This window comes from Pseudomonas sp. FW215-R2 (assembly GCF_058789255.1).
Genome location: NZ_JBYTBO010000036.1, coordinates 1 through 26,242 on the forward strand (window position 1 = coordinate 1; position 26,242 = coordinate 26,242).

The 26,242-nt window shown below is 58.9% G+C and carries 21 protein-coding genes; 2 read left to right on the forward strand and 19 right to left on the reverse strand.

What is annotated here, in order from left to right:
- From AC3WRD_RS28910 to AC3WRD_RS28940, 7 genes are all read right to left on the reverse strand, one after another.
- Nucleotides 1-1,267 (reverse strand): APC family permease (locus tag AC3WRD_RS28910; RefSeq protein ID WP_102650880.1); only part of this gene is annotated, 1,267 nt, incomplete at its 3' end.
- A gap of 41 nt (nt 1,268-1,308) precedes the next feature.
- Complete coding sequence (locus tag AC3WRD_RS28915; protein ID WP_102622734.1) at nt 1,309-3,696, reverse strand: TonB-dependent receptor plug domain-containing protein; 2,388 nt, start codon at nt 3,694-3,696, stop codon at nt 1,309-1,311.
- Between the two features lie 388 nt (nt 3,697-4,084).
- Complete coding sequence (locus AC3WRD_RS28920; protein ID WP_102622735.1) at nt 4,085-4,750, reverse strand: sulfite oxidase-like oxidoreductase; 666 nt, start codon at nt 4,748-4,750, stop codon at nt 4,085-4,087.
- Nucleotides 4,751-4,759: 9 nt separating this feature from the next.
- Nucleotides 4,760-5,815, reverse strand: coding sequence for a substrate-binding domain-containing protein (locus AC3WRD_RS28925; protein ID WP_102622736.1), 1,056 nt, complete (start codon nt 5,813-5,815; stop codon nt 4,760-4,762).
- Nucleotides 5,816-5,846: 31 nt separating this feature from the next.
- Entirely contained in the window at nt 5,847-6,872 is a 1,026-nt protein-coding gene (locus tag AC3WRD_RS28930; protein WP_096821627.1) for an ABC transporter permease, read from the reverse strand.
- Entirely contained in the window at nt 6,865-8,421 is a 1,557-nt protein-coding gene (locus AC3WRD_RS28935; protein ID WP_102622737.1) for a sugar ABC transporter ATP-binding protein, read from the reverse strand. The genes AC3WRD_RS28930 and AC3WRD_RS28935 overlap by 8 nt, the downstream gene beginning before the upstream one ends.
- A gap of 243 nt (nt 8,422-8,664) precedes the next feature.
- Nucleotides 8,665-10,233 carry a winged helix-turn-helix domain-containing tetratricopeptide repeat protein gene (locus AC3WRD_RS28940; protein ID WP_102622738.1) on the reverse strand — a complete coding sequence of 523 codons (1,569 nt, stop codon included), beginning with the start codon at nt 10,231-10,233 and terminating at the stop codon, nt 8,665-8,667.
- 241 nt (nt 10,234-10,474) lie between these two features.
- On the opposite strand from AC3WRD_RS28940, the gene AC3WRD_RS28945 reads away from it, so the two are divergent.
- Both AC3WRD_RS28945 and AC3WRD_RS28950 read left to right on the forward strand, forming a co-directional pair.
- Nucleotides 10,475-11,227 carry an SDR family oxidoreductase gene (locus tag AC3WRD_RS28945; RefSeq protein WP_102622739.1) on the forward strand — a complete coding sequence of 251 codons (753 nt, stop codon included), beginning with the start codon at nt 10,475-10,477 and terminating at the stop codon, nt 11,225-11,227.
- Between the two features lie 43 nt (nt 11,228-11,270).
- Entirely contained in the window at nt 11,271-11,684 is a 414-nt protein-coding gene (locus tag AC3WRD_RS28950) for a cupin domain-containing protein (protein ID WP_096821624.1), read from the forward strand.
- A gap of 15 nt (nt 11,685-11,699) precedes the next feature.
- Here AC3WRD_RS28950 and AC3WRD_RS28955 read toward each other — a convergent pair whose 3' ends face one another.
- The 12 genes from AC3WRD_RS28955 to AC3WRD_RS29010 all read right to left on the reverse strand — a co-directional run.
- Nucleotides 11,700-12,371, reverse strand: a complete 672-nt coding sequence (locus AC3WRD_RS28955) for a methionine ABC transporter permease (RefSeq protein WP_102622740.1) — start codon at nt 12,369-12,371, stop codon at nt 11,700-11,702.
- Complete coding sequence (locus tag AC3WRD_RS28960; RefSeq protein WP_102622741.1) at nt 12,368-13,168, reverse strand: methionine ABC transporter ATP-binding protein; 801 nt, start codon at nt 13,166-13,168, stop codon at nt 12,368-12,370. The genes AC3WRD_RS28955 and AC3WRD_RS28960 overlap by 4 nt, the downstream gene beginning before the upstream one ends.
- Entirely contained in the window at nt 13,165-13,974 is an 810-nt protein-coding gene (locus AC3WRD_RS28965; RefSeq protein WP_096821621.1) for a MetQ/NlpA family ABC transporter substrate-binding protein, read from the reverse strand. The genes AC3WRD_RS28960 and AC3WRD_RS28965 overlap by 4 nt, the downstream gene beginning before the upstream one ends.
- Before the next feature lie 27 nt (nt 13,975-14,001).
- On the reverse strand, nt 14,002-15,054 hold the full coding sequence (locus tag AC3WRD_RS28970; protein WP_102622742.1) for an isopenicillin N synthase family dioxygenase: 1,053 nt from the start codon (nt 15,052-15,054) through the stop codon (nt 14,002-14,004).
- A gap of 249 nt (nt 15,055-15,303) precedes the next feature.
- The gene (locus tag AC3WRD_RS28975) at nt 15,304-15,699 is read right to left on the reverse strand and encodes a hypothetical protein (protein ID WP_096821619.1); all 396 of its coding nucleotides are present in this window, start codon (nt 15,697-15,699) and stop codon (nt 15,304-15,306) included.
- 118 nt (nt 15,700-15,817) lie between these two features.
- Nucleotides 15,818-16,081 carry a PAAR domain-containing protein gene (locus AC3WRD_RS28980; RefSeq protein WP_096821618.1) on the reverse strand — a complete coding sequence of 88 codons (264 nt, stop codon included), beginning with the start codon at nt 16,079-16,081 and terminating at the stop codon, nt 15,818-15,820.
- Between the two features lie 159 nt (nt 16,082-16,240).
- Nucleotides 16,241-16,858, reverse strand: a complete 618-nt coding sequence (locus AC3WRD_RS28985) for an Imm43 family immunity protein (protein WP_102651375.1) — start codon at nt 16,856-16,858, stop codon at nt 16,241-16,243.
- A gap of 102 nt (nt 16,859-16,960) precedes the next feature.
- A complete protein-coding gene (locus AC3WRD_RS28990; RefSeq protein WP_102622744.1) occupies nt 16,961-17,575 on the reverse strand; it encodes an Imm43 family immunity protein in 615 nt (204 codons plus the stop codon).
- A gap of 178 nt (nt 17,576-17,753) precedes the next feature.
- A complete protein-coding gene (locus AC3WRD_RS28995) occupies nt 17,754-18,260 on the reverse strand; it encodes a DUF4265 domain-containing protein (protein ID WP_102622745.1) in 507 nt (168 codons plus the stop codon).
- Nucleotides 18,261-18,413: 153 nt separating this feature from the next.
- Complete coding sequence (locus AC3WRD_RS29000) at nt 18,414-19,010, reverse strand: hypothetical protein (protein WP_102622746.1); 597 nt, start codon at nt 19,008-19,010, stop codon at nt 18,414-18,416.
- An 18-nt stretch (nt 19,011-19,028) separates the two neighbouring features.
- On the reverse strand, nt 19,029-23,747 hold the full coding sequence (locus tag AC3WRD_RS29005; protein ID WP_256580672.1) for an RHS repeat-associated core domain-containing protein: 4,719 nt from the start codon (nt 23,745-23,747) through the stop codon (nt 19,029-19,031).
- The coding region (locus AC3WRD_RS29010) for a type VI secretion system tip protein VgrG (protein WP_492574062.1) at nt 23,744-26,242 on the reverse strand (2,499 nt) is incomplete at its 5' end. The genes AC3WRD_RS29005 and AC3WRD_RS29010, both read right to left, overlap by 4 nt.

Here is a 26,242-nt window from a genome sequence, read left to right on the forward strand (position 1 = left end):
GAAACGCCCCCAACCCCACCACCGTCACGCTGGAATACAGCATGTACACGCACAACCCAAAAAACAGCAGCGGCAAAACCGGATAAAGCGGCACCCTGATCGGCCGTGGCACCTCGGGAAAACGCTTGCGCAGGATGATCAACGCCAGGCTGCTCAAACTCAGGAACAACCAGTACACCGGCGTCAGGTACTCGACCATGGTGTTGAAACCGCTCTGGGTAAAACTGCCGAACAACACCAGCAACAACGCCACCGCGCCCTCGGCCAGCAAGGCCTTGCGCGGCACGCCATCGCGTTCGTCCCATTCACCGAAGCGACGCAGTTGCGGCACGTCGCGGGCAGCGGCGTACGTTGTGCGGGCACCGACCAACAGCGTTGAATTGATGGTGGCGATGGCCGCGATACCGACCATCAACAGAATCAGCATCACACCCGGCGCACCGAATGCGCGGTTCAACAACTCCACCGCCGGCGCGTTGCTCGCGGCCAGGCCTTCGAACCCCAGGCCTTGGACGAACGCCCAGTTCAGTGCCAGGTAGATCGCCATCAACACCGTCAGTGCACCGAGCATGGCGATGAAGATTCCGCGCCGGCCATCGCGCACTTCGGCGGACAGCGTCGCCGCATCACTCCAGCCGCCGAAGGCCAGAAACACGAAGATCATCGCAGCGGAAAATCCTGCCGCCCCCGTGTGCTCAGGTGTGACCGGCGCACTCGGCGCCAGCGGTTCGACGCCCTGCCACACCAGCCACACACCGGCGCTGGCAATGCTCAGAAAGCCCACAGCAAGCAGCCCCACCAGCACGGTCTGGGTGATGAAACCGATGTGCTTGCCCGTCAGATTCAGCAGCACCAGTGCGGCAATGATCGCGCCGGCAAACAGTCCCGATCCGTACTGTCCCAGCGGAAAAACCGCGTTGAAATAATCGGCGAACATGAACGCCGACAACGCGATCCACCCGGTGTGCATCACCGAGAAGCGCGACCAGGCGAACAGGAAACCCATGCGCTCGCCATAGGCGGTGCGCAGGAAATGATAGTCACCGCCCGGGTGCGGAAATGCGGTGGCCATCTCGGCGAAGCACAAGGCCCCGGCCATCGACGCCAATCCGCCGAGGACCCAGACCCAATAGAAATGTTCCGGCCCGACGTTCAAGGCAACGGTCGGCGCGGTTTTGAGGATGTCGGTAGTGATGACCATGCCCAGCGTGATCAGCAATGCCTGGAATACCGGCAGATGCCGCTTGGGGCCATTGGTTTGAGTCATGAAGGTTCCCGCTGATGATCCGCCATCCTTGGCGGCAAGACTCAGAAGCCGTAGGTGGCGGTGGCGTAGTAGTAAGCGCCGTTGGTGCCGATCGGCGAGAGCACGTCGTACGGCAGGTTGCCGCCGTAGTTGATGGCCGAGCCGGAGCGTTCCGGGTAGTTGTCGGTCAGGTTGTTGCCGCCCAGGGCGACGCTGAATTTCGGGGTGAATTTGTAGGTCACCTCGGCATCCAGTTGCCACACCGCGCCGTAGGTTTGCTCAGGCTGCGAATCGCCGAAATCGAACACCCGGGTGGTCTCGCCCTGACGAGTCAGACGGCCGAGCAAACCCCAATGTTCGCTGGCCCAGTTGGCAGAAAACACGAAGCGATCCTTCGGTGCCGCATCGGTGAGGGTGTTGGTTTCCTCGACGCCGACCAGTGCATCGTTGCCGATCCCCAACGCGGTCAGTTGCGACGGCGTGCCCTTGGTGCTGGTGACTTTGGTGTGGTTGTAGGTGTACGCGGTGGTCAGGCCCAGTTGCCCTTCGTAGAACGGCTGGTGATAGTTGAGCACCAGTTCGGCGCCGTGGGTGCTGGTGTCGGCGGCGTTGGTGAAGAAGTTCACATCGTGGACGCCCGCCACGCCGAAGTTGTCATTGATGTAGCTTTCCAGCGCGTCGCTGCCGATGCGTTGCGAGAGCGTGATGCGATCCTTGACGTCGATGCGGAACACGTCGAGCGACGCGTCGAAACGTTCGTTCAACTGGAACGTCAGGCCGAGGCTGTAGTTCTTCGAAGTTTCCGGATCGAGCTTCTGCGCACCGAGGGCACGGGCGATCGGGTCGTTGACCGAGAGCACGCGAATGTCGGTGAGCGTGCCGCCGTCGCCGAAGTTGCTGGTGGTGCTCTGGAAGCCACTTTGCGCCAGCGATGGCGCACGGAAGTTGTTCGATATCGCACCGCGCAACGCCCACTGCTCGGTCAACTTGTAGCGACCACTGAGCTTGCCGGTGAGTTTGCTGCCGGCGTCGTCGTAATGCTCCCAACGCGTGGCGGCATCGACGAAGAAACGGTCGGTGAGATCACCGGACAATTCGGCGTAGGTACCGAACACGTTGCGGTCCAGGTCCGACTCTTCACTCGGGCGCAAACCGTTGGCGCCGTCTGCACCGGAGCCGATGTAAGAGGCCTCGTCACCGGCGTAGGTCAGGTAGTTTTCGTAGCGGTATTCGCTGCCGAGCGCGAGGACGAAGGAGCGTCCGCCCAGCCGCAGTTCACGGCTGAAATCGAGGTTGGCGGTGGTCTGGCGCAACTCGTAATCGCCGGTGTCGAATCGGGTCGGCGAGTCTTCGCCCAGGCTGACGTTGAGGGTGCGCCGGGTGGCTCCATCGAAACGGTTGCTACCGTGGGTGACGCTGCTGTCGAAGTCCCAGTCGTCGCCGATCAGGCCTTTGAAACCGGCCGTGGCGGAGATGTCCTTGTTGTCGCCGATCGACTGCGGCAAATAACCGTTGGGGTAGAACTGCGGCTGCTCGGACGGATAGCGATAAAACTCGGCACCTGTAGTGTGCCGCTGGTTGTAGGTACCAAACGAATAAGCCTTGCCGCCAGCCAGCGGCAATTCGCTGTTGAACCAGAGGTTGACGTCCCGTGCGATGCCATCGCCCATCACGTAGTTGCGCTGGTTCGGTGTGTCGGCAAAACCGTCGTAACCGGCACGGTTGGTCGGGTTGCGATTCTTGTACTCGGTACCGCCACGAATGAAGCCGCCCTCTTCGCCCAGCCGCGTGCCGATCTTGGCAGTGGTGACGCTGTTCTGGCCGTCGGTTGTGGTTTTGCCAATGGCGTCCTGATGGGTGTGATAGGCGCCGTAGCTGGTGGACACTTCACCGCCCTCGGGGGCGTCGTCGAGGATGATGTTGATCACCCCGGCAATCGCGTCGGAGCCGTACTGCGCACCGGCGCCGTCACGCAGCACTTCGATGCGTTTGATGGCGCTGATCGGGATCGAGTTGAAATCCACCGGCGCCGTGCCGCGACCGATTTTCGACGAGTCGTTGACCACCGCCGAGGTGTGCCGACGCTTGCCGTTGACCAGCACCAGCACCTGATCCGGGCTCATGCCGCGCAACTGCGCGGCACGCACATGGTCGGCACCGCCGGAGTTGGATTGACGCGGAAAACTGAACGACGGCAACAGCGTCTGCAACGCCTGACCCAACTCGCCGTCACTGGCGCCGGCGGTCTTCAGGTCTTCGGCAGTCAGCACGTCCACCGGTACCGGTGAATCCAGCACCGTCCGGGCGGTGCCACGGGTGCCGGTGACCAGCACGGTACCCAACCGTGTGTCATCGTCAGCGCGGGCAGAAGGGTCTTCGGCTTGTGCGGGAAGTTGCCAGATCGCACTGACAACAGCGACGGCCAGTAATGAACGGGAACGGTGAATCATGTGACAGCTCCTTGAATCGCAGTTAATAACCGGCCGCTGCCGAATCATTAAGCGTCGGCAATCAGTGCACGGTAATTTCTGCTGTAGTTTTGATGTTCAGAAAGGCAGCGAAGTGTGTCGAACAACTATCGACTGTTAGAGTGCAAGAACCCCAAAGTTAGTAGAACCCCCTGTTTACTGATCCTAGATGAGCGGTCGCCCGCCGCAAAAGAACCAATAACGCTTAGGTTATGCCCAACGAACGGAGTGTTGCCTGAGCAACACTTGTGTTTACGCAACAACATGAACAACCAACTAACGAACAACTAATCACGCACAAAAACTCACGCCACGCTGTTGTAGAGCACGTTTTTAATCTGTGTTTTTTTCGGCGCGAAGTTAAATGCCGTCAGTCGAAATCCTTTTCCCGCCAGGCATCTTCGGCTATGTCCAGCGCATCACCGCTGAAGCGCTGTTCAATGAACGGATCAGCGTGCAAATGAAAGCCGTTGCGCTCCCAGAAGCCCGGTTGCTCCTGATCGGTGAACTCGAGCCCGCGCAGCCATTTCGCGCTCTTCCAGAAGTACCTACCTGCCACCACCAGACGTAGCGGCCAGCCATGTTGCGCAGTCAGCGGCTGACCGTCGTAATGAGTGGCCAGCAGACTGTCCGGGTGCAACAGATCTTCGAGACGCAGGTTGGTCTGGTAATCGTGATCGGCGTAGGCCATGACGAAGGACGACGTCGGCCGGATGTCCAGGGTCTGCAACAGATCCTGCAGGTGCACCCCGCTCCAGCGGGTGTCGAACTTCGACCAGCGTGTCACGCAATGAATGTCGCATTGCAACGAGCGTTGCGGCAGCGCTTGCAGATCGGCGTAGGTCAGCTCGACCGGGTTTGCCAAGGTGCCGAACAGGCGCAGTGACCACGTCGCCAGGTCATACGCCGGCACCTCGCCTTCGTGCAGGATCGGGAAACGCTCCGTCAGCACCTGCCCCGGCGGCAGCCGTTCGCCCAGCGCCACATCGGCTTGCGGCGAACGGCTTTTGCGCAGACGCGCAGCCTTGTCGTGCATGTCGGTTCCTCAGTTCGCCACTGGAATCCACGACGCTCGCGCCACATTGGCGGTATCGCCGAAGGACGGCAGTTTCTGCCCCAGATCCCGCACGTTTTTCACGTCCAGATCCAGCAGTTGCTGGCGGGTGATCAATGTCGGCGGTACCAGCACCTTGTGTCCCGGATTTTCCCCGGCGATCAGCAGCGCCAGACTGCGCACGCTGATCGCGCCGGCCACTTGCGGATTGACCGCTGCCGTCGCGGCCCAGGCACTGTTCGGCTCTTTCATGATCTGGATGTCGGCGGTGGAAATGTCGGCGCTGTAGATCTTCACTTTGCTGCTCAGACCCGCCTCGTCCACGGCGATTTTCGCGCCTTTGGCGAACTCGTCGAACGGCGCGAAGATCACGCTGATTCCCGGATTGGCCCGCAGCACGGCGCTGGCCTGATCGGCCACCGAGTTGGCAATCGGCGGATTGAGCGTGCCAAATCGAGCCTTCTCGATGATCCCCGGATTGCTCGCCTTGACCTGGCTCCAGATCTCGTCGCGGCGTTCCATCGGTGTGAAACCGCTGATGTAGACGTACCCGGCGTCGAAACGGGTGCCGTTGTCCTTGACTGCTTGATCGAGTGCCAGACGCGCCAGCGCGTGGTGGTCCTGCTCAACCTGAGTCACTTGTGGCGTGTTCAGGTCGACGTCAAACGCAACCACCTTGATGCCTTTGGCCAACGCACGGTCAATCGGCCCCTTGAGGGTTTCCGCCAGACCCAGTTGCACGATGATCCCGTCGACGCCAAGGTCGGCGGCCTGATCGATCATTTCGCCCTGGCTGGCCGCCTGTTGCCGGGCGTCGAACACCCGCAGGTTGGCGCCCAGCGCTTCGGTCTGTCTCTCGACGCCGCGCAGGTAGGCTTCGGGGAAATCCCCGGAGAACAGATAACCCACCAGCGCGATCTGTACCTGACCTTTGTCGAACGGTGCCGGCGCCCCCGGCAAGGCTTTGGCCTGGGCATTGAGCGCCAGTGCCGAGAGCAAGGCACCAGCGAGACAATGGCGTGCGAACTGCTTGATTGAACCGTGCATGGATCTTTCCTTGAAGCTTCAATGAACCGGCTCAGCGCGCCCGATGCGCGAGGCCGAAGGTGAACATCAGGGCCAGCACCAGCACCAGTCCCTTGACGAAATCCTGCGCGTAATACGGCGCGTTGAGCATGGTCAGGCCGTTGAGCAACGAGGCCACCAGCAACGCACCGACCAGCGTGCCGAACGCGTTGGGCTTCTTCGCACCGAGTACGGCAAAACCGATCAGCGCTGCACCCAGTGCATCCAGCACCAGACCGTTGCCGGAGCTGACATCGCCGCGCCCCAGGCGCGCCGCCAACAACAATCCGCCGAGCGACGCCAGCAGCGCCGAGAGCACATAAGCGAGCAGCTTGAAGCGCTGCACCGGCGCACCGGCCAGACGCGCCGCCTGCTCGTTGCCGCCAATCGCATAGAACAACCGACCGATGCGCGTGCGTTCGAGAAACAGCCACACCGCCACCGCGACAACCGCCGTGATCAACACCGGAATCGGCACGACGTCCCACAGCCGCCCGCGCCCAAGCGCCAGAAACAACGCACTGAACGCGCCTTCGGCTTCGTCGCCATTGGGCAGGGTCATGCCCACCGCAATCGAGCGTCCGCCGGTGGGAATCAGTTGCACGCCGATCACCAGGAACATGCTGCCGAGCGTTGCAAGAATGTCCGGCACGCGCATCTTCACGATCAGCCAGCCGTTGAGCAGCCCGACCAGCGCGCCACCGGCCAGGCTGATCAGCACCGCCGGCACCGCGCCCCAACCGAGCACCACCATCACGTAACTGGCGATCATCAGGCTCATGGCCGCCACCGCACCGATCGACAGATCCAGCCCGCCGACGGCCATGGTCAGGGTCACGCCGAGCGCCAGCAGCGCGACAATCGACACCGACTGCAAGATGCTGAACAGGTTGCCGACCCGCAGGAACGCCGGTTCCGCGACACTGAAAAACACCACGATCAACGCCAGCACCCACAGCAGCCCGTAGCGAATCAGCGCTTGCACGAAGCGCTCGGACGGCGCCGGGGCGGATGACAACAGGGAACTCGAATCAGGCACTCGCTCTACTCCTTGGCGCGGCTTGAACAAAAGAATTTTCTGGATCAGTGCCGGCCAGCGCGGCGACCAGGGTGGCGCGATCCAGCCCGGCACGCGGGTACTCGGCCACCACCGCGTGATCGCGCACCCGCAGAATCCGGTCGGCGATCTCCAGCGCCTCATCGACGTCCGAGCAGATCACCAGCGTGGCACGACCGTCGGCGCTATCACGCAGCAGCTGACCGATCTCGCGTCGGGCACGCACATCAACGCCTTGAAAGGGCTCATCGAGGATCAACACCCTGCCCTCGCCGAGCAGCCAGCGGCCGAGCACGACTTTCTGTTGATTGCCTCCGGACAACGCGCCCATCGGCACATCGATGCCAGCGGTCTTGATTCCCAGCGCTGCGACTTGTGCTTCCACCGCTGCCGCTTCGGCGCGGTTGCGGATGAAACCGCTCCGGGTGAAGCGTTCGAGGAACGGCAGGGTCAGGGTTCGGCGCAATGAAAAGTCCGGCACCAACGATTGGCTCGCGCGATCCTCGGCGGCGAAGAACACGCCACTCTGGATCGCCTCCCGAGGCGAGCCCGGTTGCCAGTCGGCGCCATCCAGTTGCAATGATCCGGACAAGGGTTTGCGCAGACCGAACAGCACTTCGGCGATCTCGCTTTTGCCGGCACCGAGCAATCCGTTCAGCACCACGACTTCGCCTTCATGCAGGGTCAGGTCGAAGGCTCGGGTGCGCGGCAGCAGTTTCACGTCTTGCAGCTTCAACACTTCGCGCCCGGCCGCTCGCGGCGTATAGACATGCGCCTCCAGCGCCTGACCGAGCATGGCTTCCAGTGCCTGAGGCAGTTGCCGGGCACTGAATTCACCGGCCAGTTGCCCGTCACGCAGGACGATGGCGCGATCGGCCACCCGTTGCAGATCCGACAGGCGATGGGAGATATAAACGATCGCCACGCCCCGGCTGCGCAGCGTGTCGATCAGGCCGAACAGGCGTTGCGCTTCGGCATCCGAGAGCGCTGCTGTCGGTTCGTCGAGAATCAGCAACCGTGGCTGCAGAGCGAAGGCGCGGGCCAGCACCACCAGTTGCCGCTCAGCCTGGCCGAGGTGTTCGATCGGTTGTTCCAGCGGCAGCACCAGACCGAGCCCGGCAGCAATGTTCGCGGCGCGTTCCAGCAGTCGTTTGCGGTTGAGCCAGAAGTCACCGTCCGGCCGGCACAGTTCATCGAGCAACAGGTTTTCCGCCACGCTCAATCCCGGCGCGATGCCCTCGTTGATCTGTTGATGAACCGCAACGATGCCGACCCGCCGAGCGGATAGCGGCGAGTTGAATTGCCGGGGCTGACCGTCGACCTGAATCTCGCCGCTGTCGGCCGATTGGCTGCCGGCGAGGATCTTCACCAGCGTCGACTTGCCCGCGCCGTTGGCGCCCAGCAACGCAACCACTTCGGCGGGATAAATCTCCAGACTGACCCGATCCAGCGCGCGATTCGAGCCGAAGGTCTTGCTCAGTTCACGTACACGAATCAGCGGCTCGGAGGCCACGGCGACAGGCGCACTCATACAAATCCTTAAAGTCGATGGGCCAGTGTGTGGCGCCCATCAGCAAGAAAATTCTGCAGAGCCTTTGATCGATTCAGCGCGTGCCGTCATGGCAATCGAGGGTTCTATTATTTGAAAGTCTGATTGGTGAGTCAGTAAAAGCTAAACGATCTTAAAAACAACAAACAAATACCGTTTTGGTATTAGCTTAGGCCCGGTACCGCCGTGCATGTCCGCGAGATCGGAGCAGGTACACTCAAGCCATCACTCCGGCAACCCCGCGAGTCGAAGCCCTTCAATGAACCGGGCAAAATCCTCGGGCCGTTGAATCGGCAGCCAGTCCTTGAGGTGGCCAAGGCGCAACACCGGATTCAGCGTCTGCAAACGCTGCATCGCCCAGCGGGCTTTATCCGGACGCCCGCCCAGCGCATGACTGGCCGCTACCAGCGCCGCAGCTACCAGCAGCGTGGGCAGGTTGCCCAAGGCTTTTTCGGCGAAATCTGCCGAGGCCTCGAAGTCCCCGGCGAAGTAATGCGCCAGAGCCATGCCGACGTGCATTCTGAACATTTCCGGGTCCAGCGGGCTCAAGCGCGCAGCATGGTTCAAGTCCTTGATGGCCGGCGCGGTTTCACCGCGAAGCGCACGCAGAATTCCGCCAAGAAACCACGCGGGTGCGAGATTGGGATTGAGCAGGCGCGCGCGGTCGAGCAATGCGATGCCGGCGTCCACATCCCCCGCCAGGTGCGCAAGCGCATGTCCGCCGCGCGTCAACGCCACAGCGTCATCGCGCCCCAGCGTAACCGCCAGACGCGCCAGGCGAATGCCCTCGGCGATCTCGGCCGGCCGATCCGTCATCCAGCCATTGAGCTTGCGCCAGAAGTGGCACCAGGCGGCCATGCCATAGGCCGATGCGAATTCCGGATCGAGTTCGAGGGTCTTGTAGAACATCGGCAGCGCCTGCTCGATGGCCTCCTGGGTGCCGCTGTGCAGCTTTGCCATGGCGCGCAAGTAGTAATCGTAGGCGTCCAGGCTTTCCGTCGGTTTGCGTTTGGCGCGCTCGATCTCCGCGCGCTCCAGTTGTGGCGCGATGGCCCCGACGACACTTTCGGTGATTTGATCCTGCAGCTTGAAGATGTCGTCGAGGGTGCCTTCGAAACGCTCGGCCCAGATGTGTGCCCCGCTCGTGGCGTCGATCAGTTGCCCGGTGATGCGCACCCGGTTTCCGCATTTGCGCACACTGCCTTCCAGCACATAGCGCACGCCCAGTTCCTGCCCGACTCCTTGGGCATCTACCGTGCGCCCCTTGAACGTGAAGCTCGAATTGCGTGCGATGACGAACAACCAGCGCAGACGCGACAACGCCGCGATGATGTCCTCCACGACGCCGTCGGCAAAGTAATCCTGTTCGGGATCGCCGCTCAGATTGTAGAAAGGCAGGACGGTGATCGAGGGTTTGTCCGGCAGCGCCAATACGCGGGGAGATGCAGTTGAGCCCTCGTCGGTGTCAGGCACCGGCTCGGTCATATCGGAACTGACTTGGCCAATGAAACGATAGCCCTTGCGAGCGACCGTGCGCAGCAGACGCTGCTCCTCGCCGGTATCACCGATAGCCTTGCGCACGGCGTTGATGTGGCTGGTGATCGTCGACTCGGAAACGATGCGCCCGCTCCATACCGTGCCGAGCAATTCGTCCTTGCTCAGCACGCGTTCGGGGTTGTTGACGAACAGCAGCAACAGATCGAAGACCTGCGGGCCGACGGCCACGACCTGCCCGCGCAAGGTCAGCTCGCGACGTTCCTGATCCAGTACATAGTCTTCAAACGTGAATGGCACAGCGAACGTCCTTTTGCGACGCGCCTTCAACTCCGTGTCCCGGGCGACAGATGGTGAGAGGTCGAGAACGATAATACGCCTGACTTGAACACGCCACTGCGTCCACTCCGGGGCGCTGGCTGGACAAAAATGCAAGGGTTCGACAAGGCAAACCCAAGGTCGCCACAAGGACTTCTCTCCCCTGCACCGGCACTCTCCATTCCAACGACGCCAATGGTTGGCGTCATCGAGGAGAGACCCCATGAAGATCGTCGTTATCGGAGGCTCCGGCCTCATCGGCTCGAAACTGGTGAACCTTCTTCGCGAGCGCGGCCATGACGTGCTCGCCGCCAGCCCCAGCACGGGCGTCAACAGCATCACCCGCGAAGGTCTGGCGGCCGCCATGGACGGCACCGATGTTGTGGTCGACGTGGCCAATGCTCCGTCGTGGGAGGATCAGGCCGTCCTCGACTTCTTCGAAACCTCGAGCCGTAACCTGCTGGCGGCCGAGGCAGCTGCCGGGGTGCGTCATCACGTTGCACTGTCGATTGTCGGTTGTGAACGCTTGCCCGAGGCCGGCTATATGCGCGCCAAGGTGGCCCAGGAAAACCTGATCAAGGCATCCGGCATGCCTTACTCGATCCTGCGGGCCACGCAGTTTTTCGAATTTGTCGGTGGCATCGCTGAATCCTTTGCCGTCGCCGATGAACTTCGCGTGCCACCAGCGCTGATTCAACCGATTGCTTCTGACGACGTGGTGGCGGCGCTGGCAGACGTCGTTCTGGCCGCCCCGCTCAACGGCTCAGTGGATGTCGGCGGGCCTGAAGCACTGCCGCTGGACGAATTGGTCCGACGCTTCCTGCAGGCGAGCCAGGACAACCGCAAGGTCGTACCGGACGTGCATGCACGCTACTACGGGACGTTGCTCGACGATCAATCGCTGGTCACCGGCAAGCACTCGCGCCTGGGTGCCATCCGTTTTGAAGACTGGATCGCTCGGTCGACCGCGCGATAGTCATTCGCGCCATTCCCTTCCCTTTTTGCCAAGGAGAAAAATCATGGTTATTCGATTTTTGTTGAGCGCCGTTTTCGCAGCGTTGTCGATCAGCGCCGCATCGGCCGCCGAGCCACCCGCCGGCAAGGTCTCGGTGGTCTTTGATCGGCCGATTCCCAACATCCCCGGCAAAAGCATGAGGGGTGTGGTCGTCGAATATGGGCCGGGAGCGGCATCGCCGTCCCATACTCATCCGAAAACTGCCTTTATCTACGCCACGGTTCTGGAAGGCTCGTTCCGCATCAAAGTCAAAGGCGAGCCGGAAAAGATCTACCACGTCGGCGAAAACTTCGTCGAGGAACCGGGTTCCGTGCACCTGGTGAGTGCCAACGCCAGCGACACCCAGCCTGCGCGCCTGCTGGCGGTGTTCGTCCTCGACACCGACGAAACGGCGCTCGTCACGCCCCTCAAAAAGTAAGCCTGCAACCGACCTTCAACGTCGATGAGCCAGCGATCGCACCAGCCGATCGCCCAGGCTCTGCACGCCCTGGACGAGGATGACCAGCACCACGACGGTGGCGACCATCACTTCGTTGTTGAACCGTTGATAGCCGTAGCGGATCGCCAGATCGCCCAGTCCGCCGCCACCGATCACGCCGGCCATGGAGGAAAAACCGATCAGCATCACCAGCGTCAGGGTGACGCCCGCCAGCAACGCCGGTAGCGCTTCGGGCAACAACACTTTGAAAATCACATGACGGATGTCGCCACCCATGGCGAGGATCGCTTCGATCCGGCCCTTTTCAACTTCGTCCAAGGCGTTTTCGACGATCCGCGCAAAAAACGGAAAGGCTCCAATAGTGATCGGTACCACGGCGGCCGTGCTGCCCAACGTGGTGCCTACTACCAGCCGGGTCAGCGGGATCAGGGCAATCAGCATCACCACGAACGGCAGCGACCGACCGAGGTTGATCACCGCGCCCAATGCCTGATTGATCCGGGGTAACGGGTACAAACCCTGACGGCGACTGATGAACAGCAAAACGCCCAGCGGCAGGCCGATCAACAGCGTGAACAGCCCGGCAAGCAGCACCATGTACAGGGTTTCGCCGGTGGCGTTGAGCACCAGTTGCAGGATTTCATTCCAGTCGACGGTACGGTTCATGAGTGGGCCGCCCGTACGCCGTATTGTCGGAGAAAACTGAGCCCCGGCGCGTCGTGCCCCAGCGGTAAACCGCAACTGGGCCGCAGCGAGGCACCGAGCGCGGAATCCGGAGTCGCCAGCAATCGGGCGACCGGCCCCGCCTCCACCAATCTTCCGTTGGCCATGGACGCAGCGTGATCGCAGATCGACTTGACCACATCCAGCTCGTGAGTGATCAGCACAATGGTCAAACCTAACTGCCGGTTGATATCGCGCAACAGCTCCAGAATCGACGCGGTGGTTTCCGGGTCGAGAGCGCTGGTGGCTTCGTCCGACAGCAGATACGCCGGACGCGCCGCCAAGGCCCGGGCGATGCCCACCCGCTGCTTCTGCCCGCCGGACAGTTGCGAAGGAAAGGCTTCGGCCTTGTCGCTCAACCCCACTAGATCCAGCAACTCCCGAACCCGCTCGTGACGCTGTGGTTTAGCGACTTTGGCGATTTCCAGCGGCACTGCGATGTTGTCGAACACGTTGCGTGAATGCAGCAGGTTGAAGCCCTGAAAAATCATGCCGATGCGCTGACGTTGCCGGCGCAGTTCACGGTCGGACAGCGCCGTGAGGTCTTCGCCGTCCAGCAGAATCCGCCCGGAGTCCGGGCGTTCGAGCAGATTGAGACAGCGCAACAGCGTCGACTTGCCCGCGCCGCTGCGCCCGAGAATCCCGTAGATCGCACCATCGGGAATGCTCAGCGATACCTGATCCAGCGCCGGTGTCGGCGCTGACGGGTAAGTCTTGCTCAACTGCTCGACGAGGATCATGGCTTGGCGTCCGCCACCGGGATCACCGAGCCCTTGAAGTTCTCGGCGATGTATTTGGCGACTTGCGGCGAAGTCAGGTCCTTGGCCAGTTGCTGAATGCGCGGATCGTTTTCCAGTTTCGGCGTGGTCACCAGAATGTTGGCGTAAGGGTTGTGCTCGGCTTTCTCCAGGCCCAGCGCATCCTTGGCCGGCACCAGACCGGCCTCCAGCGCGTAGTTACCGTTGATCACCGCCAGGTCCACGTCGTCCAGCGCACGAGGCAGTTGCGGCGATTCGATTTCGAGGATCTTCAGGTGTTTCGGGTTTTCGGCGATGTCCTTGGGCGTTGCCTGATCGGCCGCCGGATCATTGAAACCGGGCTTGAGCTTGATCAGGCCGTTGTCCTGCAACAGGTACAGCGCACGGCTCAGGTTGGTGACGTTGTTCGGTACGGCGACGGTGCCTTTGTCCGGCACTTGGGCGAAGGTTTTGTGGCGATGGGAGTAAATCCCCAGCGGCTCGATATGCACCGTCGCGGCCACCGCAAGTTTCTCGCCGAGGGCCTTTTCCTGGGATTGCAGATACGGCAGATGCTGGAAGTAATTGGCGTCCACATCGCCGTGCACCAACAGCTCGTTGGAGTTCACACCCTGAGGGATTTCGATCACCTTGAGGTTCAGTTGCGGATCGATTTTCTGGATGTAGGCCAGGATCTGTGCGTGTGGCACCGGGTCGGCGGCAACGCGCAATGGCTCTAGCGCTTGAGCACTGAATGAAGTCACCAGCGCGCCGAGGACGGCCAGGGTCAAACCTGTTTTTTTCAACATGCGAAGAGTCCTTTTGCGAGTGATGAATCAGGCGTTGGCGGTCTTGCGAAGCGGTGTCTGAGTATTCGACGCATCGGCATAGAAGCGCTGCGCGACATCGGGATGGGAGCGCAGTCGGCCCTTCAAATAATTCCAGCCGACGTCACGGAACAAAGGATTGAGCGGATCGCTCGCCGGTCCCCGCGCTTCGCGCAGCAACACCGCCGGCAGCGGGTACAGCGGCACGACCGCGTCGAGTTGCGCGCCGAGGAAAAACGCAATGGACAAACGCTCACTGCCCGCTGGCGGCGAAACCACGCGATGCACCGTGGCGCGAAGATAACCGTTGGTGGCCAGTTCCAGCAGCTCGCCGATGTTGACCACCAGGGTGTTTTCGCGAGGCAGCGCATCGATCCAGCGACCGTCTTCGATTTCCACTTGCAGACCGGCCTGCTGGTCTTGCAGCAGGAAGCTGAGGAAGCCCGAATCCTTGTGCGCGCCGACGCCCTGATTGCTCGCCTTCGAGGGCTGCCCGGGATAGCGAATCAACTTGATATGTTCGTTGGGTTTATCGCCGTACAACTGGTCGAAGGCGTCTTCCGGAAGCGCGAGCGCCTGGGCAAAAGCGCGCAACAGGCGCAAAGACATTTGGGTCATTGCTTGCTGCCAATCGAGCAGCAACGGCTTGAGTTGTGGCAGCGTTTCCGGCCATTGATTGGGGCCTTGCAGGCGCGCCCACAGCGGACTGTCGGCCGTCAACGGCAAGACGTCACGCTCGGCGCCCAGATCGAACTGTTCACGCTGATCAGGCTGGCCGCGAGTGATCTCCGAAGCGGCGCGGTTGTAACCGCGAAAGTGCGGGGAATTGACCATGCCGACGGCGGTTTTCTCGTTGTCAGGCAAGGCAAAGAATTGGCGTGCGTGGTCTTGTACTTGCTGGAGCAGACCAGCGTCGATGCCATGACCGGTCAGGTAGAAAAAACCGACGTCGCGTGCGGCGTGGCGCAAGTCATCGAGAAAGGTCTGGCGCTGCTGCGGCGTACCGTCGAGCAGGGACAAGTCCAGGATGGGTAATGCGGTGATGTCTGAGGTGTGCGGCATGATTCACTCCCGTGTGAATCAAACCTGAAGAGCCTGTGATCGATTCAGCGTGTGCCGTCATGGCAATCGGGGGTCTGTCGGTTTGATGCTTTGATTCGTCTGTGAATCAAAACTAAACGATATATAAAAATCCGAACAAATATCTTTTTTGCATTAGCTTAGGTCTGTCTATCGAGGGGGCTCCACTGACCTCAGGACCGACCGCGGCAATCGGCTTGCCGTTACCGTCGGTCCTGAATCGGCGGACTGCTACAGACCGACGCGTTTCAACCCTTCGCGCATGCCTTGATCGGCCTGTTCGCACCATTGTTTGAGGGTGAGGTTCGGCGGCAGGTTGCTTTCCAGGCTCTTGTATTCCCCATCCGTGAACACTTCGCCTTTACGGCCAAACTGTTCGTTTTTATCGCCGTCACGCTTGTCGAAATCGCCAGGCATGTTGCCAACGAATGCAACCATCTTGTTGGCGTTCTCGGTGCTATCTGCTTTCAGGAACCCCTTGTCGACGCAGCTTTTGATCAGGCCTGACATGTTGCGGCCGTTGTCGTATATCCCTTTCAGGGTGACGGCGTCTTGCCCTTCGGCGTGGGCGAGCATGCTGGTGCCAAAAGCGGCTGCCATGGCGAGAATCAAAGAAGCGGTCTTCATATTTATTCCTTTAAATGTTGGAGGGTTTTGAACTCTGCTTTGGTTGAAGCATTTCTTATCAAAAAACGCGCCGAAAAGGCCGCGTCATGAAGATGGCAATCAATGTACAAGTATGGTTTTAGCTGACAACGGCACCTTTGGGCCCGCTGGCAATCAGCGCCGCCCCACAGGCAGTTTTCATGCCGTCGAGCGCGATGGGCACACCATCGACGGTGTAGGTGCTGCTGCCCTCGGCAATCGGAAAAATCCCTTTGCACAACGGGCAACTGACCTTGTGGCCGACCCCGGCAATCGGCTTGCCGTTGAGGTCGGTCCGGGAGAAGGCTTCGAGCACCTTGCCACCGTGGGTGGTGGAGTCGCCGAGGCGGATTGCGTCTTTCATGTTGCCACTCCTTTGACTATTGGTCGCTAGCTCACACTCATTCGGGCTCAAGTCCGCGTTTTTCGAGCACGACGCCTTCATTCAATGACGAGAGGGCGACAAAAACCACCCCTCATAGGCAGGCATCATAGTAAAGAATGCCGGATCAGTTGATGAAGGTCAGATTCGTTTGACACCAGACCAAAGCACGTCTTCCAACGGCATGAACTCAATACCTTTGAAGTTAGCCGCCAAGTCTTTGAATGATTGAGAACAGATCAGGCTGTCACTACCGGAAATAAGCCGTTTATATTTGAACACATCAAGTTTCCAACCATCTGGAAGAATCAATTTCTTGAACCTTATGGGCCTGCCGTTTTCTTCTACAAATGTAGATGCAGGATCGCAATCTTGCCGGACATCCAACTCTTCAAAAAACACAGCATTGTAATTTTTTGCGGAAATTCGCTCACCCGCCTCGGAAAGCACTTGAATTCTTACACTATCCACAATATTGACGTTAACACTGCGACAAGCCTCCAGAAACTCGTCACTGACCACATAGAAAAAACGCCCGACACTGTGAATATCGAAATCGTAAAATTTATCCTTTGATATCAAAACCATTCCTTCAGGAAATGGCGTGCGCGGACCGGGCCTTCCTTGCTCTGCATACCAAGGAAAAAAGCCAAACTCCACACCCTTTGTGCTTGGGTAAAACTTGTCAAATAGGTCGGCGTGCAAAATCCCTACCGGACAACCGATCTCCTCCCGTTGCGAAAGCACATAGTTGCTCATAAACCCAGACCGCCTGCACGCGAAACTAAATTTCGTGCCCCAGCGATACTAAGTGCTCGCACTTTTCTTGGCTTGCCGCACCGACTGTACATAGCGCCCTCCTCAAATCGGCTTGACAGCCGACCAAATCACATTCTTCAAAGGAGTAAACTCTATTCCTTTAAGCCCTGTCGCATGCGCTTTAAAAACGCCTGAGCAAATCAATGTATTACTTCCAGCAACCAACCCTTTAAACTTAAATAGATCGCATTCAAAGGACTCAGACAGAATCAACTTCTTGAATCTGAAAATCAATCCATCTTCCTCGACAAATGTAGAGTCCGGGTCAGTATCAGACCTGGCATTGAGCTCTTTAAAAAGAACCGCATTATATTGTCTTGAGGATATTACCTCCCCACTTGCCGAAACCACCTGAATAGGCACACTATCTGCAATCTCAACATTAAGAACTTTGCAAAGAGACAAAAAATCATCACTAACTATATAAAAACGCGAAACACTGCGGATATCGAAATCATAAAACGTGTCTTTAGATATCAGCACCATACCCTCTGGATAGGGAGTATGAGTCTTGTAATTAATTTTTTCGGCATACCAAGAAAACAAACCAAACTCAACCCCCTTGGTATCTGGATAAAACTTATCGTATAGATCCGCATGCAAGAAGCCAACTGGACAGCCAGGCTCTTCCTTTTGAGAAAGTACGTAATACTCCATGACGATTCCTGTTTACCTAACTCTGATCTGTCCCGCCCCAGGCACCGTTAAAGGTGGCAGATTTATATAATGCAAAAGTGATGCAAAAATAAATCTGTCCCCCTTTATTTATCCCCCCCTTTGCTCAATCATCTAAAACAGTACCAACTCAACACAACCGCAAAACCTAGCTTTGAAATTAGTGCGTCGCAAATGGAATGGATGCTAACGACAAACATTCAGTCATACGATAGGGTTCGATTTCACAGTGCTGAAGACAAGCATCCTCATAGGCAATATTTTCTCCATCCGCAATAGACGAAAGATACTCGTCGAGCGCTGAAAAATTACATTCCTCAGGAATATCCACCGTAAACAATGACATTTCCTCATTAGATGAACACGAAGCGCCAAGCTGCTCAAGCGTCTTGATAATACTTGCTTTTTTTTCGACATCGCTTGCAAACACTCTGACTGTCGAGTGCCCACCCTGTTTTACAACCTTCGTCGCTATCAGTTCATTCTCATTCGATTTTGCCTGTACACAATCACCCTTACTAACACCATAGACGTAGTACGGCGTGTTATCAATTTGGTAAAGATCGTTCCCCTTATAGATCCCCCAAATCGACTCAGCAGAGACTGGCGGATAATCATTTTCATCAGGTGTCAGCTCAAAAATAATTTTGTGAAAAACATCGCTCATAATAGATCCGCTCACACCGTTAAATGTGACCACGAGATGACAGATTTATATAATGTAAAAGTGATTCAAAAACAAACCCACCCCCAACAAATCTCGCCAACTCCTGACACAGTAACGGCTGTACCCATCATTATTTCTTAAAAAACCGTTCGACTAACCTAGCTGGAGAAAAAACCTACCACACCCGGCTCCTTTTTTCCCTGCAAACTCATCATCCAGGAAAAGATAGCCCATACCATCAGATAGTATGCCTTTGTTATTGGGGAGAGAAACATCTACATCCCCACCATAAATAGACAGCCGTCTGCGCCCTACACTTGATGATATAGGTGCCTGTAACCAAGCATCTACACCATCAAGTTTAGACGCCAAATTTTCATCATCATCAGAATCGGGATTCGACGAAAGCAGGATTTTTCCGCAATCCATTATTTTATTAGACGCTTCATTCCGCTCTTCGCTTGATCGAAAATACCCTATAACAACGGCTTCGGACACCCCATTGATGGCTCTCAGCTTTCTGTAATGTCCAACCTCTCCCGGTAGGTACGGTATAAATACCGAGACCCAATAAGTTTCATCCACTAGCGCATCTGAAAACCATGCACCAGGAAAAGAGATAAAATGTGTAAGTGGCTGTCCCTCTGTCGATTGAGGCCAAACCACATCACTCGGCAGATAGACGCCTCCGCCTGCATAGGCATCAGCGTTCGTAGGCGACTCTTGGGTAAAAACCAACTCATTAAACATCTGTATCTCTCCGCTATTTTATTGATCACAGCAGCAATTAAGCGAGTTTACATATTGACCAGAGCGCTTGCGCAGACGTCTGGCCTGCGAAGCTGATATTCCGGACTGACGGATGGCTCCTTGCCAAACGTCCATTTGCCGTTTAGAGGGTTTACCCGTGGCAGGGTCAAAATCAAATTCATTAACGCCCAAGCCTAGATGAGTTCGCGCCAAAGCGGTTTCGTTCGAGTGAATCGCATCATGTCTTGTGGGGTCAACGGCAATCGACGGATTCGCTTTATTGCGCCGCCTTTTATTCGCACATCCCATCTGAACCAGAGACTCATGCCTGACTAGCTCATGAACTTCCAACTGATCACCTACGTTACTGCCACCATTCATACTACCGTAAGTACCTAACTGCCCGTCCGCAGCGAGGCCTAGTGGATCCGTCCACATGACTGGGTTGGACGCATATTGGTAGAAATTCGTCCCCCCGCCGAAACTGATCGGATCTCTGCTTACAAACCGACCGACCTGCGAATCATAGTACCGATACCTGTTGTAATGCAGCCCCGTCTCATGATCGTGATACTGCCCCTGGAACCGTATCGGGTTCATCACGCCATGCTGGCGCGCCCATTCTGAACGCTGCTCCGTCACCTGCCCCCACGCCTTGTACTGCGCGGTCCAAGCCATGTTGCCTTGTGAATCCGTCAGTTCCTGCGGCGTCCCCAAATGATCACACTGATACCAGGCCAACGCATCGAACGGTAATGCCGTGGCCTGGTGGTTCCATACTGGATCGTCATCAAGGCTGTACTCACCGCCGTAATCAGGCTGCCCCATGAGCTTGATCGGCGCGTGGCGCACAGCTTGAGCCACTGGAACAAAGGTTCCTGGTTCGAAGATGTAGTGAACCGTTCGACCCGGCTCGCCATCGCCCTGTGCCTGAGTGCTTTCCCACGCGAGGTTGTCGCCGTCCCAACCGTAGAGGGTAAAGCCGCAGCCTAGCTCCCGCTGCTTGCGAGCGTGCTCGTTACTGTTCCAGAGTGAACCGGCTTCGGGGCGCTGTTGGTAATGCGCACGAGAGTTTTTGTGCAGGCGGCGTCCCAACGCGTCGTAAGCGAAATCCACGCTCAGACGCGAGTCTTCGAAATGCACCAGTCGATCAAACAGGTCCCACTGCAGATCGCTGCGTTGACCGTTGTGCCAGCGCTGAATCTGGTTGCCACGCTCGTCGTAATCGTAGTGAGTACCTGCGTATTCGCGCAGCAGGTTGTCGACCAGTTTGCTGCGCGGTGGCGTCAGATCCAGAGGACGACGGATTTCGGCAGTCTTGTCATCCAGCAGGTTACCGGCCGGGTCAAAGGAGAACGTTTCCACGCCTTGCCGTGTTGCAGCGCTGAGCAGGCGGCCGACGGGATCATAGCGATAGGCGAGCGGGCCACGACGGCTGTCGTTGATATCGATCAGTTGGCCGGCAGCATCGTATTTGTACTCGCGCTTTAGCAATGTTGATTTATCATCGCTGCGCCCTAGTAACTGCTCCTGTACGCGTCCTACCGGATCCCAGCTTTGAGTTTGTACAAGATTGTTGCCTTGGTGGCGGGCGACTTCGCGATGCATGTCATCGCGTTCACAGCCGATCAGTTCATGCTCGTCAAGACGCATACCCAGCAGGTGACCACTGCCGTAGGTGAGCCAACTGACGCGATGGCCGTCCGGGCGTACCGTGGCGACACGCTGGTTAAGCACGTCGTATTCGTGCTGCCAGATTGCGACTGTAGGTTTCTCGGGGCCGAGATAATACTGATGCTCACGCAACAGATTACCGGCCGGGTCGTGGAACCATTGCAATCTACTATCGGCATTGTTGGCCATAACCAGATTGCCGTTGCCGTCATAAGCGAAGGTCTCGCTTTGTGACTGATCGCCCAAGATGGCATGGCGCTCAATCAGCCGCCCCATTGAATCGTAGTTCAACGAGATCGTGCGGCCACCGGTGACAGAATGCGCCAGACGTCCAGTCTCGGGATCATACAGATAGCTCGTAGAGCGGCCGTCGAAGCCGCGTTCCTCCAACAGGCGTCCGACGGGGTCGTAGTGGAAGTGTGCGCGTTGCTCGTTTTCGTTTTCCAGGGCCGTTAGCCGTCCGAGACGGTCCCAGCGATAGCGCAGGGTTTGCTCGGCGGCATCGACACGTTCGGCGATCAAACCGGCCGCGCTGTAGCTCCAGGTGGTGCAGCGATCAAGACCGTCGACATGCGTCAACAGCCGGCCTTCGGCGTCACGTTCAAAGCGTTCTTCAGTCTTGTCCGGGTGCTTGATCAGCACCAGTTGGCCGGCCTTGTATTCGTATTCGGTGGCGTTTCCAGCAGCGTCGGTGAAGCAGATCATCTGCCCCAGTTCGTTGTATTCCCAGGCGCTGGTCTTGCCTGAGCAGTCGACGTACTCGACCAGTTGCCCGGCGTCGTTGTAATCCAACGTCTTTTCGTTGCCGTTGGCGTCCTTGATCGCGGTGGGGTGACCGGATTTGTTGTAGGCGTATTCAGTTTTGTTGCCCAGCGGATCGAGCGCTTCGACCAGGTTGCCTTGGTCGTCATAGGCGCGTTGCCACTGACCACCCTCGGCGTCGCTGATCTTTACGAGCAGGTCCTGATCATCGTAAGCAAAATGCGTAACGCTCCCATCAGGTCGAATATGCTCAAGCATGTTTCCGCGCTCGTCATAACTAAAGCGCGCGACACTCCCATCAGTTCTGACGTGACGAATAACGTTCTTCGCGTCATCGCGAAACAGCCATTCCGAACGCAAATCGGGATGTCGGATACGATAGGTGTAGCCAAGGATGTCGTAGTAGTGCCAGGTTTCGTTGCCGAATGCATCGGTGACATAGGTCAACCGAATGTTTTCGTCCCACTCCAGACGCGTATCAAAGCTGCCGTCATCGGCCCATTCGCGGATAGCTTTGGCCTTGGCACCGGGGCCGTCCCACTCCAGGTTCATACCGCGTCCGGTACGGTCGGTATAGCGGGTGATCAGGTGATGCTGGAACTGATATGACCAAACCGAACCGTTCTCGTCCTGAGCCTGACTCAGGTCGCCATAGGTGTCGTACTGGTAGGCGCAGAGCTGCCGTAGTGGAGCACCGTCAACGATCTGCCAGAGGCCGATAAACCGGCCGTGATCGTCGATCATCGTGCCGAGGTGCAAGTGCACCTTGCTGGTGTCGTTTTCCTGATAGGTGATCAGGTCGGAGAGCACCGAGTGTTCGCCATAGCGATGCTCGTAATGCAGCATGATCCCGGCGCCGTTGCGCAGCGCGATGTGGGTCAGTACATAACGCTGGCCACGGCGGACGTAGGTTTCCTTGCGTTCGAAACCACGGCACAACAGCAACTGCTCCTCGCCACTGCGAACCAGGGTGATGTTTTCAATGGCGTCGTAGTGAAACAGACCGACTTTGGGCAACGGATAGCTATGGTCGCGGCCATCGGCGTCGTAGAACGTCAGGCCATCGTCCACGCAGTCGAGACGTGTGGTGAACTCGCTGATCCAGCGGGCACCGAGATCGCTCTGATCGTAGGCGTCGAGGCGGGAGTTGTAAGTTCGGGTCCACTCGATCGGGAAGGGGCCGGGCAGGCTGAAATCGGTATGGCTAAGGCTTTCTGAACCCAGTGCAAAATTGATGCTGTGACAGGTACTGATGCAAGTGCCGTTTTTCTGCGGATCCGCCGCGTGAGTCGCCGGAGCCTGTCGGCCCGTCGCTCCCAAGGCACCTTCCGAGGCCGTGCGCTTGGCCTGGCTGGTCTGATCCGGCTTGACACCGGCCCCTTGACCATGGGCATTGCGCTTGCGCCACAGAGCCACGGCACTGGACAGTATCAACAGCAACCAGCCGATGGAGTTCTGAACGGACTCATCGTCCAGCTTGCTCAACTGGGTGCGCAGCTCCGGGCCCATAGCCCGCAGTTTTGCGGTTTCCGTGGCAACCCGCTTCTTCACGTCATCGGGCAGCAGGTGATCGGCCGCACTGTTGGCCAAGCCTTTGCCTGCGGCCTTATAAGCGCTGCACGCGGCGCCGAAGATGTTGCCGAACGATGCAAGGGGATCATTCTTGAATTGATCGACCGCTGCACTCGCTTGTGCGCTGGCCGCGTTTAGATCGCCCTTGGCATCAAGCTTGCCATTGGCCACCGTCTCGAGGCCTTTGGCGATCTCGTTGATAACGTCTTCACCCAGCTTGCCGGCGTCCGCCAGAATGCCCGGCAGCTTGCCTTTGGCCTGTTCAACGAAATCGTCGAGCGTGCCGATGATGGACTCGTTCAAATGCCCGATCAGGATTTCGATAACCGACGAACTGATCAGCATCTTGCTGCTGGCCTTCATCTCCTGGCGCACCAGGAACAGTGTCGGACGCAGGGTCATTCGGGCTGCCGCCATCGCCGGTGGCAGCGGCAAAACACCAATCAGGTTGATGCCCAGACTCGCCCAGGCCAGCAGGTCGCGTTTCTGCGCGTTCGACAGCGTGACGATGTCACCCAGCGCATCGACCAGCGCCATGATGTTGCCCACCACGGGTAAAGCACCGGCAACGTTCTTGATCCGGTCGAGGGTGACCACCCCGCCGCTGGCGGATTGAAGCCAAGCGTCGAAAGTCGCCGCACCGCTGGCGACATCCTGAATATCGATGGCATTCAGGGGAACAATGGCAACCTGAGGCTCCCGTTTTACAACAGCATTTTCAGTGGTCATGACAGCATCTCACCCGCCAGCAGGCCCGGGGTTTTAATAGAAGTTTTTGGCAGGGCTGGAGCCGGAAGCGTTGGCAACTTGCCCGCTTTGCTCGCCGCCCCGAGAAGTCCGGAAGCACTCGGCATCGCCGCACTCGCCAGTTTCGGCAGCCCCGCCACCCCGCCCTGCACGGCGCCCTTCACCTGCTGCGCTGTTTGCATCGCACCCATCCCTGTCTGTGCCAATTCCTTGCCCTTCTCCAACAGATCCCAGTTCTTGCTCGGCAGCGCCTGCGCGACCATCGCCTGCACCTGACTCGGCACGTCCTCAGCGCCCGGTGGATTCAACGGCCATTCCGGTTTGCCGATGTAGCTGCCTTCACTCCAGGTGTCCGCCGGATCCTTGCCGAACAGCACGCGCGCCGGCCCCGGTGCGGCGCCGGCGACGCTGGCGAAGCCCTTGCCGTCGAGCTTGCCCTTGATGCTTTTGCCCAGCGCATCGATGACTTCGTAATCGCCTTCCTTGATGCCCTGACGCCCGGCGTACTGGTTGAACAGCTCCAGATTGCCCTTGCCCGGTTTCGGCGGTTCCGGGAACACGCCCGCCAAGGATTTCGCCCCGGTGTAGGCGAAGTTCGCCGCATGCGCGGTGTACGGGCCGCTGGTGGCGTGGGTGATGCCGCCGGCGTTGTAGGTGGTGGCGCTGCCGCCGCCCTGGATCACCAGTTCGGTCTTGGCGGTGATGGTGATGCGGTCGGCGTTGGCGGTGATGTTGAGTTTGGCCAGCAGGTTGATGCTGTCCTTCAGTGCCTTGACGTCGATGTCGCCGGACGCCGCCACCAGCCGCCAGCCCATGCTCTGCACGAACAGGCGCATGCCGCGACTGGCACTGGCCAGCAGGCGTTTGCCGATGGAAAAACTGGTGTGCCCGGTGCTGCTCAGCGCCAGGTGTTCGCCGGTGGCGATGTGGCTGGAACGCGGCGTGGTCAGGGCAATGCCGGCCGGACTGGCGAGCACCAGATGCGGCTCGGTGAACTCGGGGAATTCGTTGGCGGTGAGGTTTGCCGGACCCGAGCCGAGTACGCCTTGATGCTGGGCGTGCAAGGCCTTGGCCACGTCGTCCTGGTCGCCCGCTTCCTGGGCTTGCAGCTCTTTGGCCTGCGTGGCGAAACCGTCCTGTTGATCGCTGGCCGTGGCCAGGCGTTCGGCGGTTTCCGGCAGGTCCTTGTGGTGCTTCGATTCGTTCGGGCGCGGCTCGGTGGTGATCAGCAGGCCGGCACCGGCGCGCACGGCGCCGTGGCGGTCGGTGCGCAACTCGAAACCTTCGCCGCGCGGCTGGCCGCCGCTTGGGCGCGGGTGGGTCAGGTAACCAAGGTTGATCGCACTCGCGCCGTGATCACTGCGCAGCGCGATGCTGATTTCGCTGGTGGTGTCGTCGATGCGCAGTTCGTTGGCGCGGCTGCCCTTGTATTCCTTGCTTTTGACCGTGGCCAGAGTCTTGAAGTCGGGCAGTTTGTACGGCGGCAGGTTGGCGCCGTGGTACAGGCAACCGGTGATCAGCGGCTGGTCGGGATCGCCTTCGAGGAAGGTGATCAGCACTTCCATGCCGACCCGCGGAATGTTGATCGAGCCAAAGGTTTCAGCCGCCCAGCTGGAGGCCACGCGCATCCAGCAGGTGGTCTTGTCGTCGTGCTGGCCTTCGCGGTCCCAGAAGAACTGCACCTTCACCCGGCCGTACTGGTCGCAGAAGATCTCTTCGCCTTCCGGGCCGGTGACCACGGCGCTTTGCGAACCCAGAACCTTGGGTTTCGGGTGGTCCAGCGGCGGACGGTACGGCACGTCCCACGGGATGGCGTTGAAGCGGTTGCGATAGCCCTGATGGAAATCGTCTTTGTTGTCGGTGGTGTCGCTGGTCACCGACTCTTCCAGCACTTGCGGCTGTTTGCCTTCGTGGAAGATTTCAGTGAGCAGCCAGAGGTCGTTCCACGTCGGGTTGGCGTGGTCGGTCAGGGCCAGAAAATGCCCGGAGACCAGGATCGGCTGGTCGCTGTTGCCCTCGGCCAGGCGATAGTCGCTGCGGTGGCGTTCGAGGTTGCGGTTGGCCAGGTGCTTGCCGCGCTCGCGGTCCACGAAACGGCCCGGGTAATCGTAATCTTCCAGGTCCGGCTGGGCGCTGCTCTTGGCGTCGCTTTCCAGCTCGATCTTCGGTTTGACGAAGTCGTAATCGCGCCGCGTAGTGCGGCTGGTGCGGGTCGCCAGGCGCAAGCCGAAACGCTTGACCACCGGTTTGTCCGCCACCAGCCCGGAGTCCTGCTGATAGGCCACGGGCGCCAGTTTCGGGAACACCGTCTGGTCATCACCGAAGGTCAGTTTGTGGCCGCTGGACGTGTGCTGGAAGTGGTAGTGAATCCCCTCCTCTTCGCACAGGCGCTGGACGAAATGCAGGTCCGACTCGTCGTACTGCGTGCAGTAGATCCGCTCCGGGTAGATCGCGCTGAGCTGGAAGTGGTAGTCGCT

Coding starts and splice junctions, on each gene's coding strand:
- AC3WRD_RS28915 (WP_102622734.1), bottom strand. CDS start 3,696: ATGATTCACCGTTCCCGTTCATTACTGGCCGTCGCTGTTGTCAGTGCG.
- AC3WRD_RS28920 (WP_102622735.1), bottom strand. CDS start 4,750: ATGCACGACAAGGCTGCGCGTCTGCGCAAAAGCCGTTCGCCGCAAGCC.
- AC3WRD_RS28925 (WP_102622736.1), bottom strand. CDS start 5,815: ATGCACGGTTCAATCAAGCAGTTCGCACGCCATTGTCTCGCTGGTGCC.
- AC3WRD_RS28935 (WP_102622737.1), bottom strand. CDS start 8,421: ATGAGTGCGCCTGTCGCCGTGGCCTCCGAGCCGCTGATTCGTGTACGT.
- AC3WRD_RS28945 (WP_102622739.1), top strand. CDS start 10,475: ATGAAGATCGTCGTTATCGGAGGCTCCGGCCTCATCGGCTCGAAACTG.
- AC3WRD_RS28950 (WP_096821624.1), top strand. CDS start 11,271: ATGGTTATTCGATTTTTGTTGAGCGCCGTTTTCGCAGCGTTGTCGATC.
- AC3WRD_RS28955 (WP_102622740.1), bottom strand. CDS start 12,371: ATGAACCGTACCGTCGACTGGAATGAAATCCTGCAACTGGTGCTCAAC.
- AC3WRD_RS28960 (WP_102622741.1), bottom strand. CDS start 13,168: ATGATCCTCGTCGAGCAGTTGAGCAAGACTTACCCGTCAGCGCCGACA.
- AC3WRD_RS28965 (WP_096821621.1), bottom strand. CDS start 13,974: ATGTTGAAAAAAACAGGTTTGACCCTGGCCGTCCTCGGCGCGCTGGTG.
- AC3WRD_RS28970 (WP_102622742.1), bottom strand. CDS start 15,054: ATGCCGCACACCTCAGACATCACCGCATTACCCATCCTGGACTTGTCC.
- AC3WRD_RS28975 (WP_096821619.1), bottom strand. CDS start 15,699: ATGAAGACCGCTTCTTTGATTCTCGCCATGGCAGCCGCTTTTGGCACC.
- AC3WRD_RS28980 (WP_096821618.1), bottom strand. CDS start 16,081: ATGAAAGACGCAATCCGCCTCGGCGACTCCACCACCCACGGTGGCAAG.
- AC3WRD_RS28985 (WP_102651375.1), bottom strand. CDS start 16,858: ATGAGCAACTATGTGCTTTCGCAACGGGAGGAGATCGGTTGTCCGGTA.
- AC3WRD_RS28990 (WP_102622744.1), bottom strand. CDS start 17,575: ATGGAGTATTACGTACTTTCTCAAAAGGAAGAGCCTGGCTGTCCAGTT.
- AC3WRD_RS28995 (WP_102622745.1), bottom strand. CDS start 18,260: ATGAGCGATGTTTTTCACAAAATTATTTTTGAGCTGACACCTGATGAA.
- AC3WRD_RS29000 (WP_102622746.1), bottom strand. CDS start 19,010: ATGTTTAATGAGTTGGTTTTTACCCAAGAGTCGCCTACGAACGCTGAT.
- AC3WRD_RS29005 (WP_256580672.1), bottom strand. CDS start 23,747: ATGACCACTGAAAATGCTGTTGTAAAACGGGAGCCTCAGGTTGCCATT.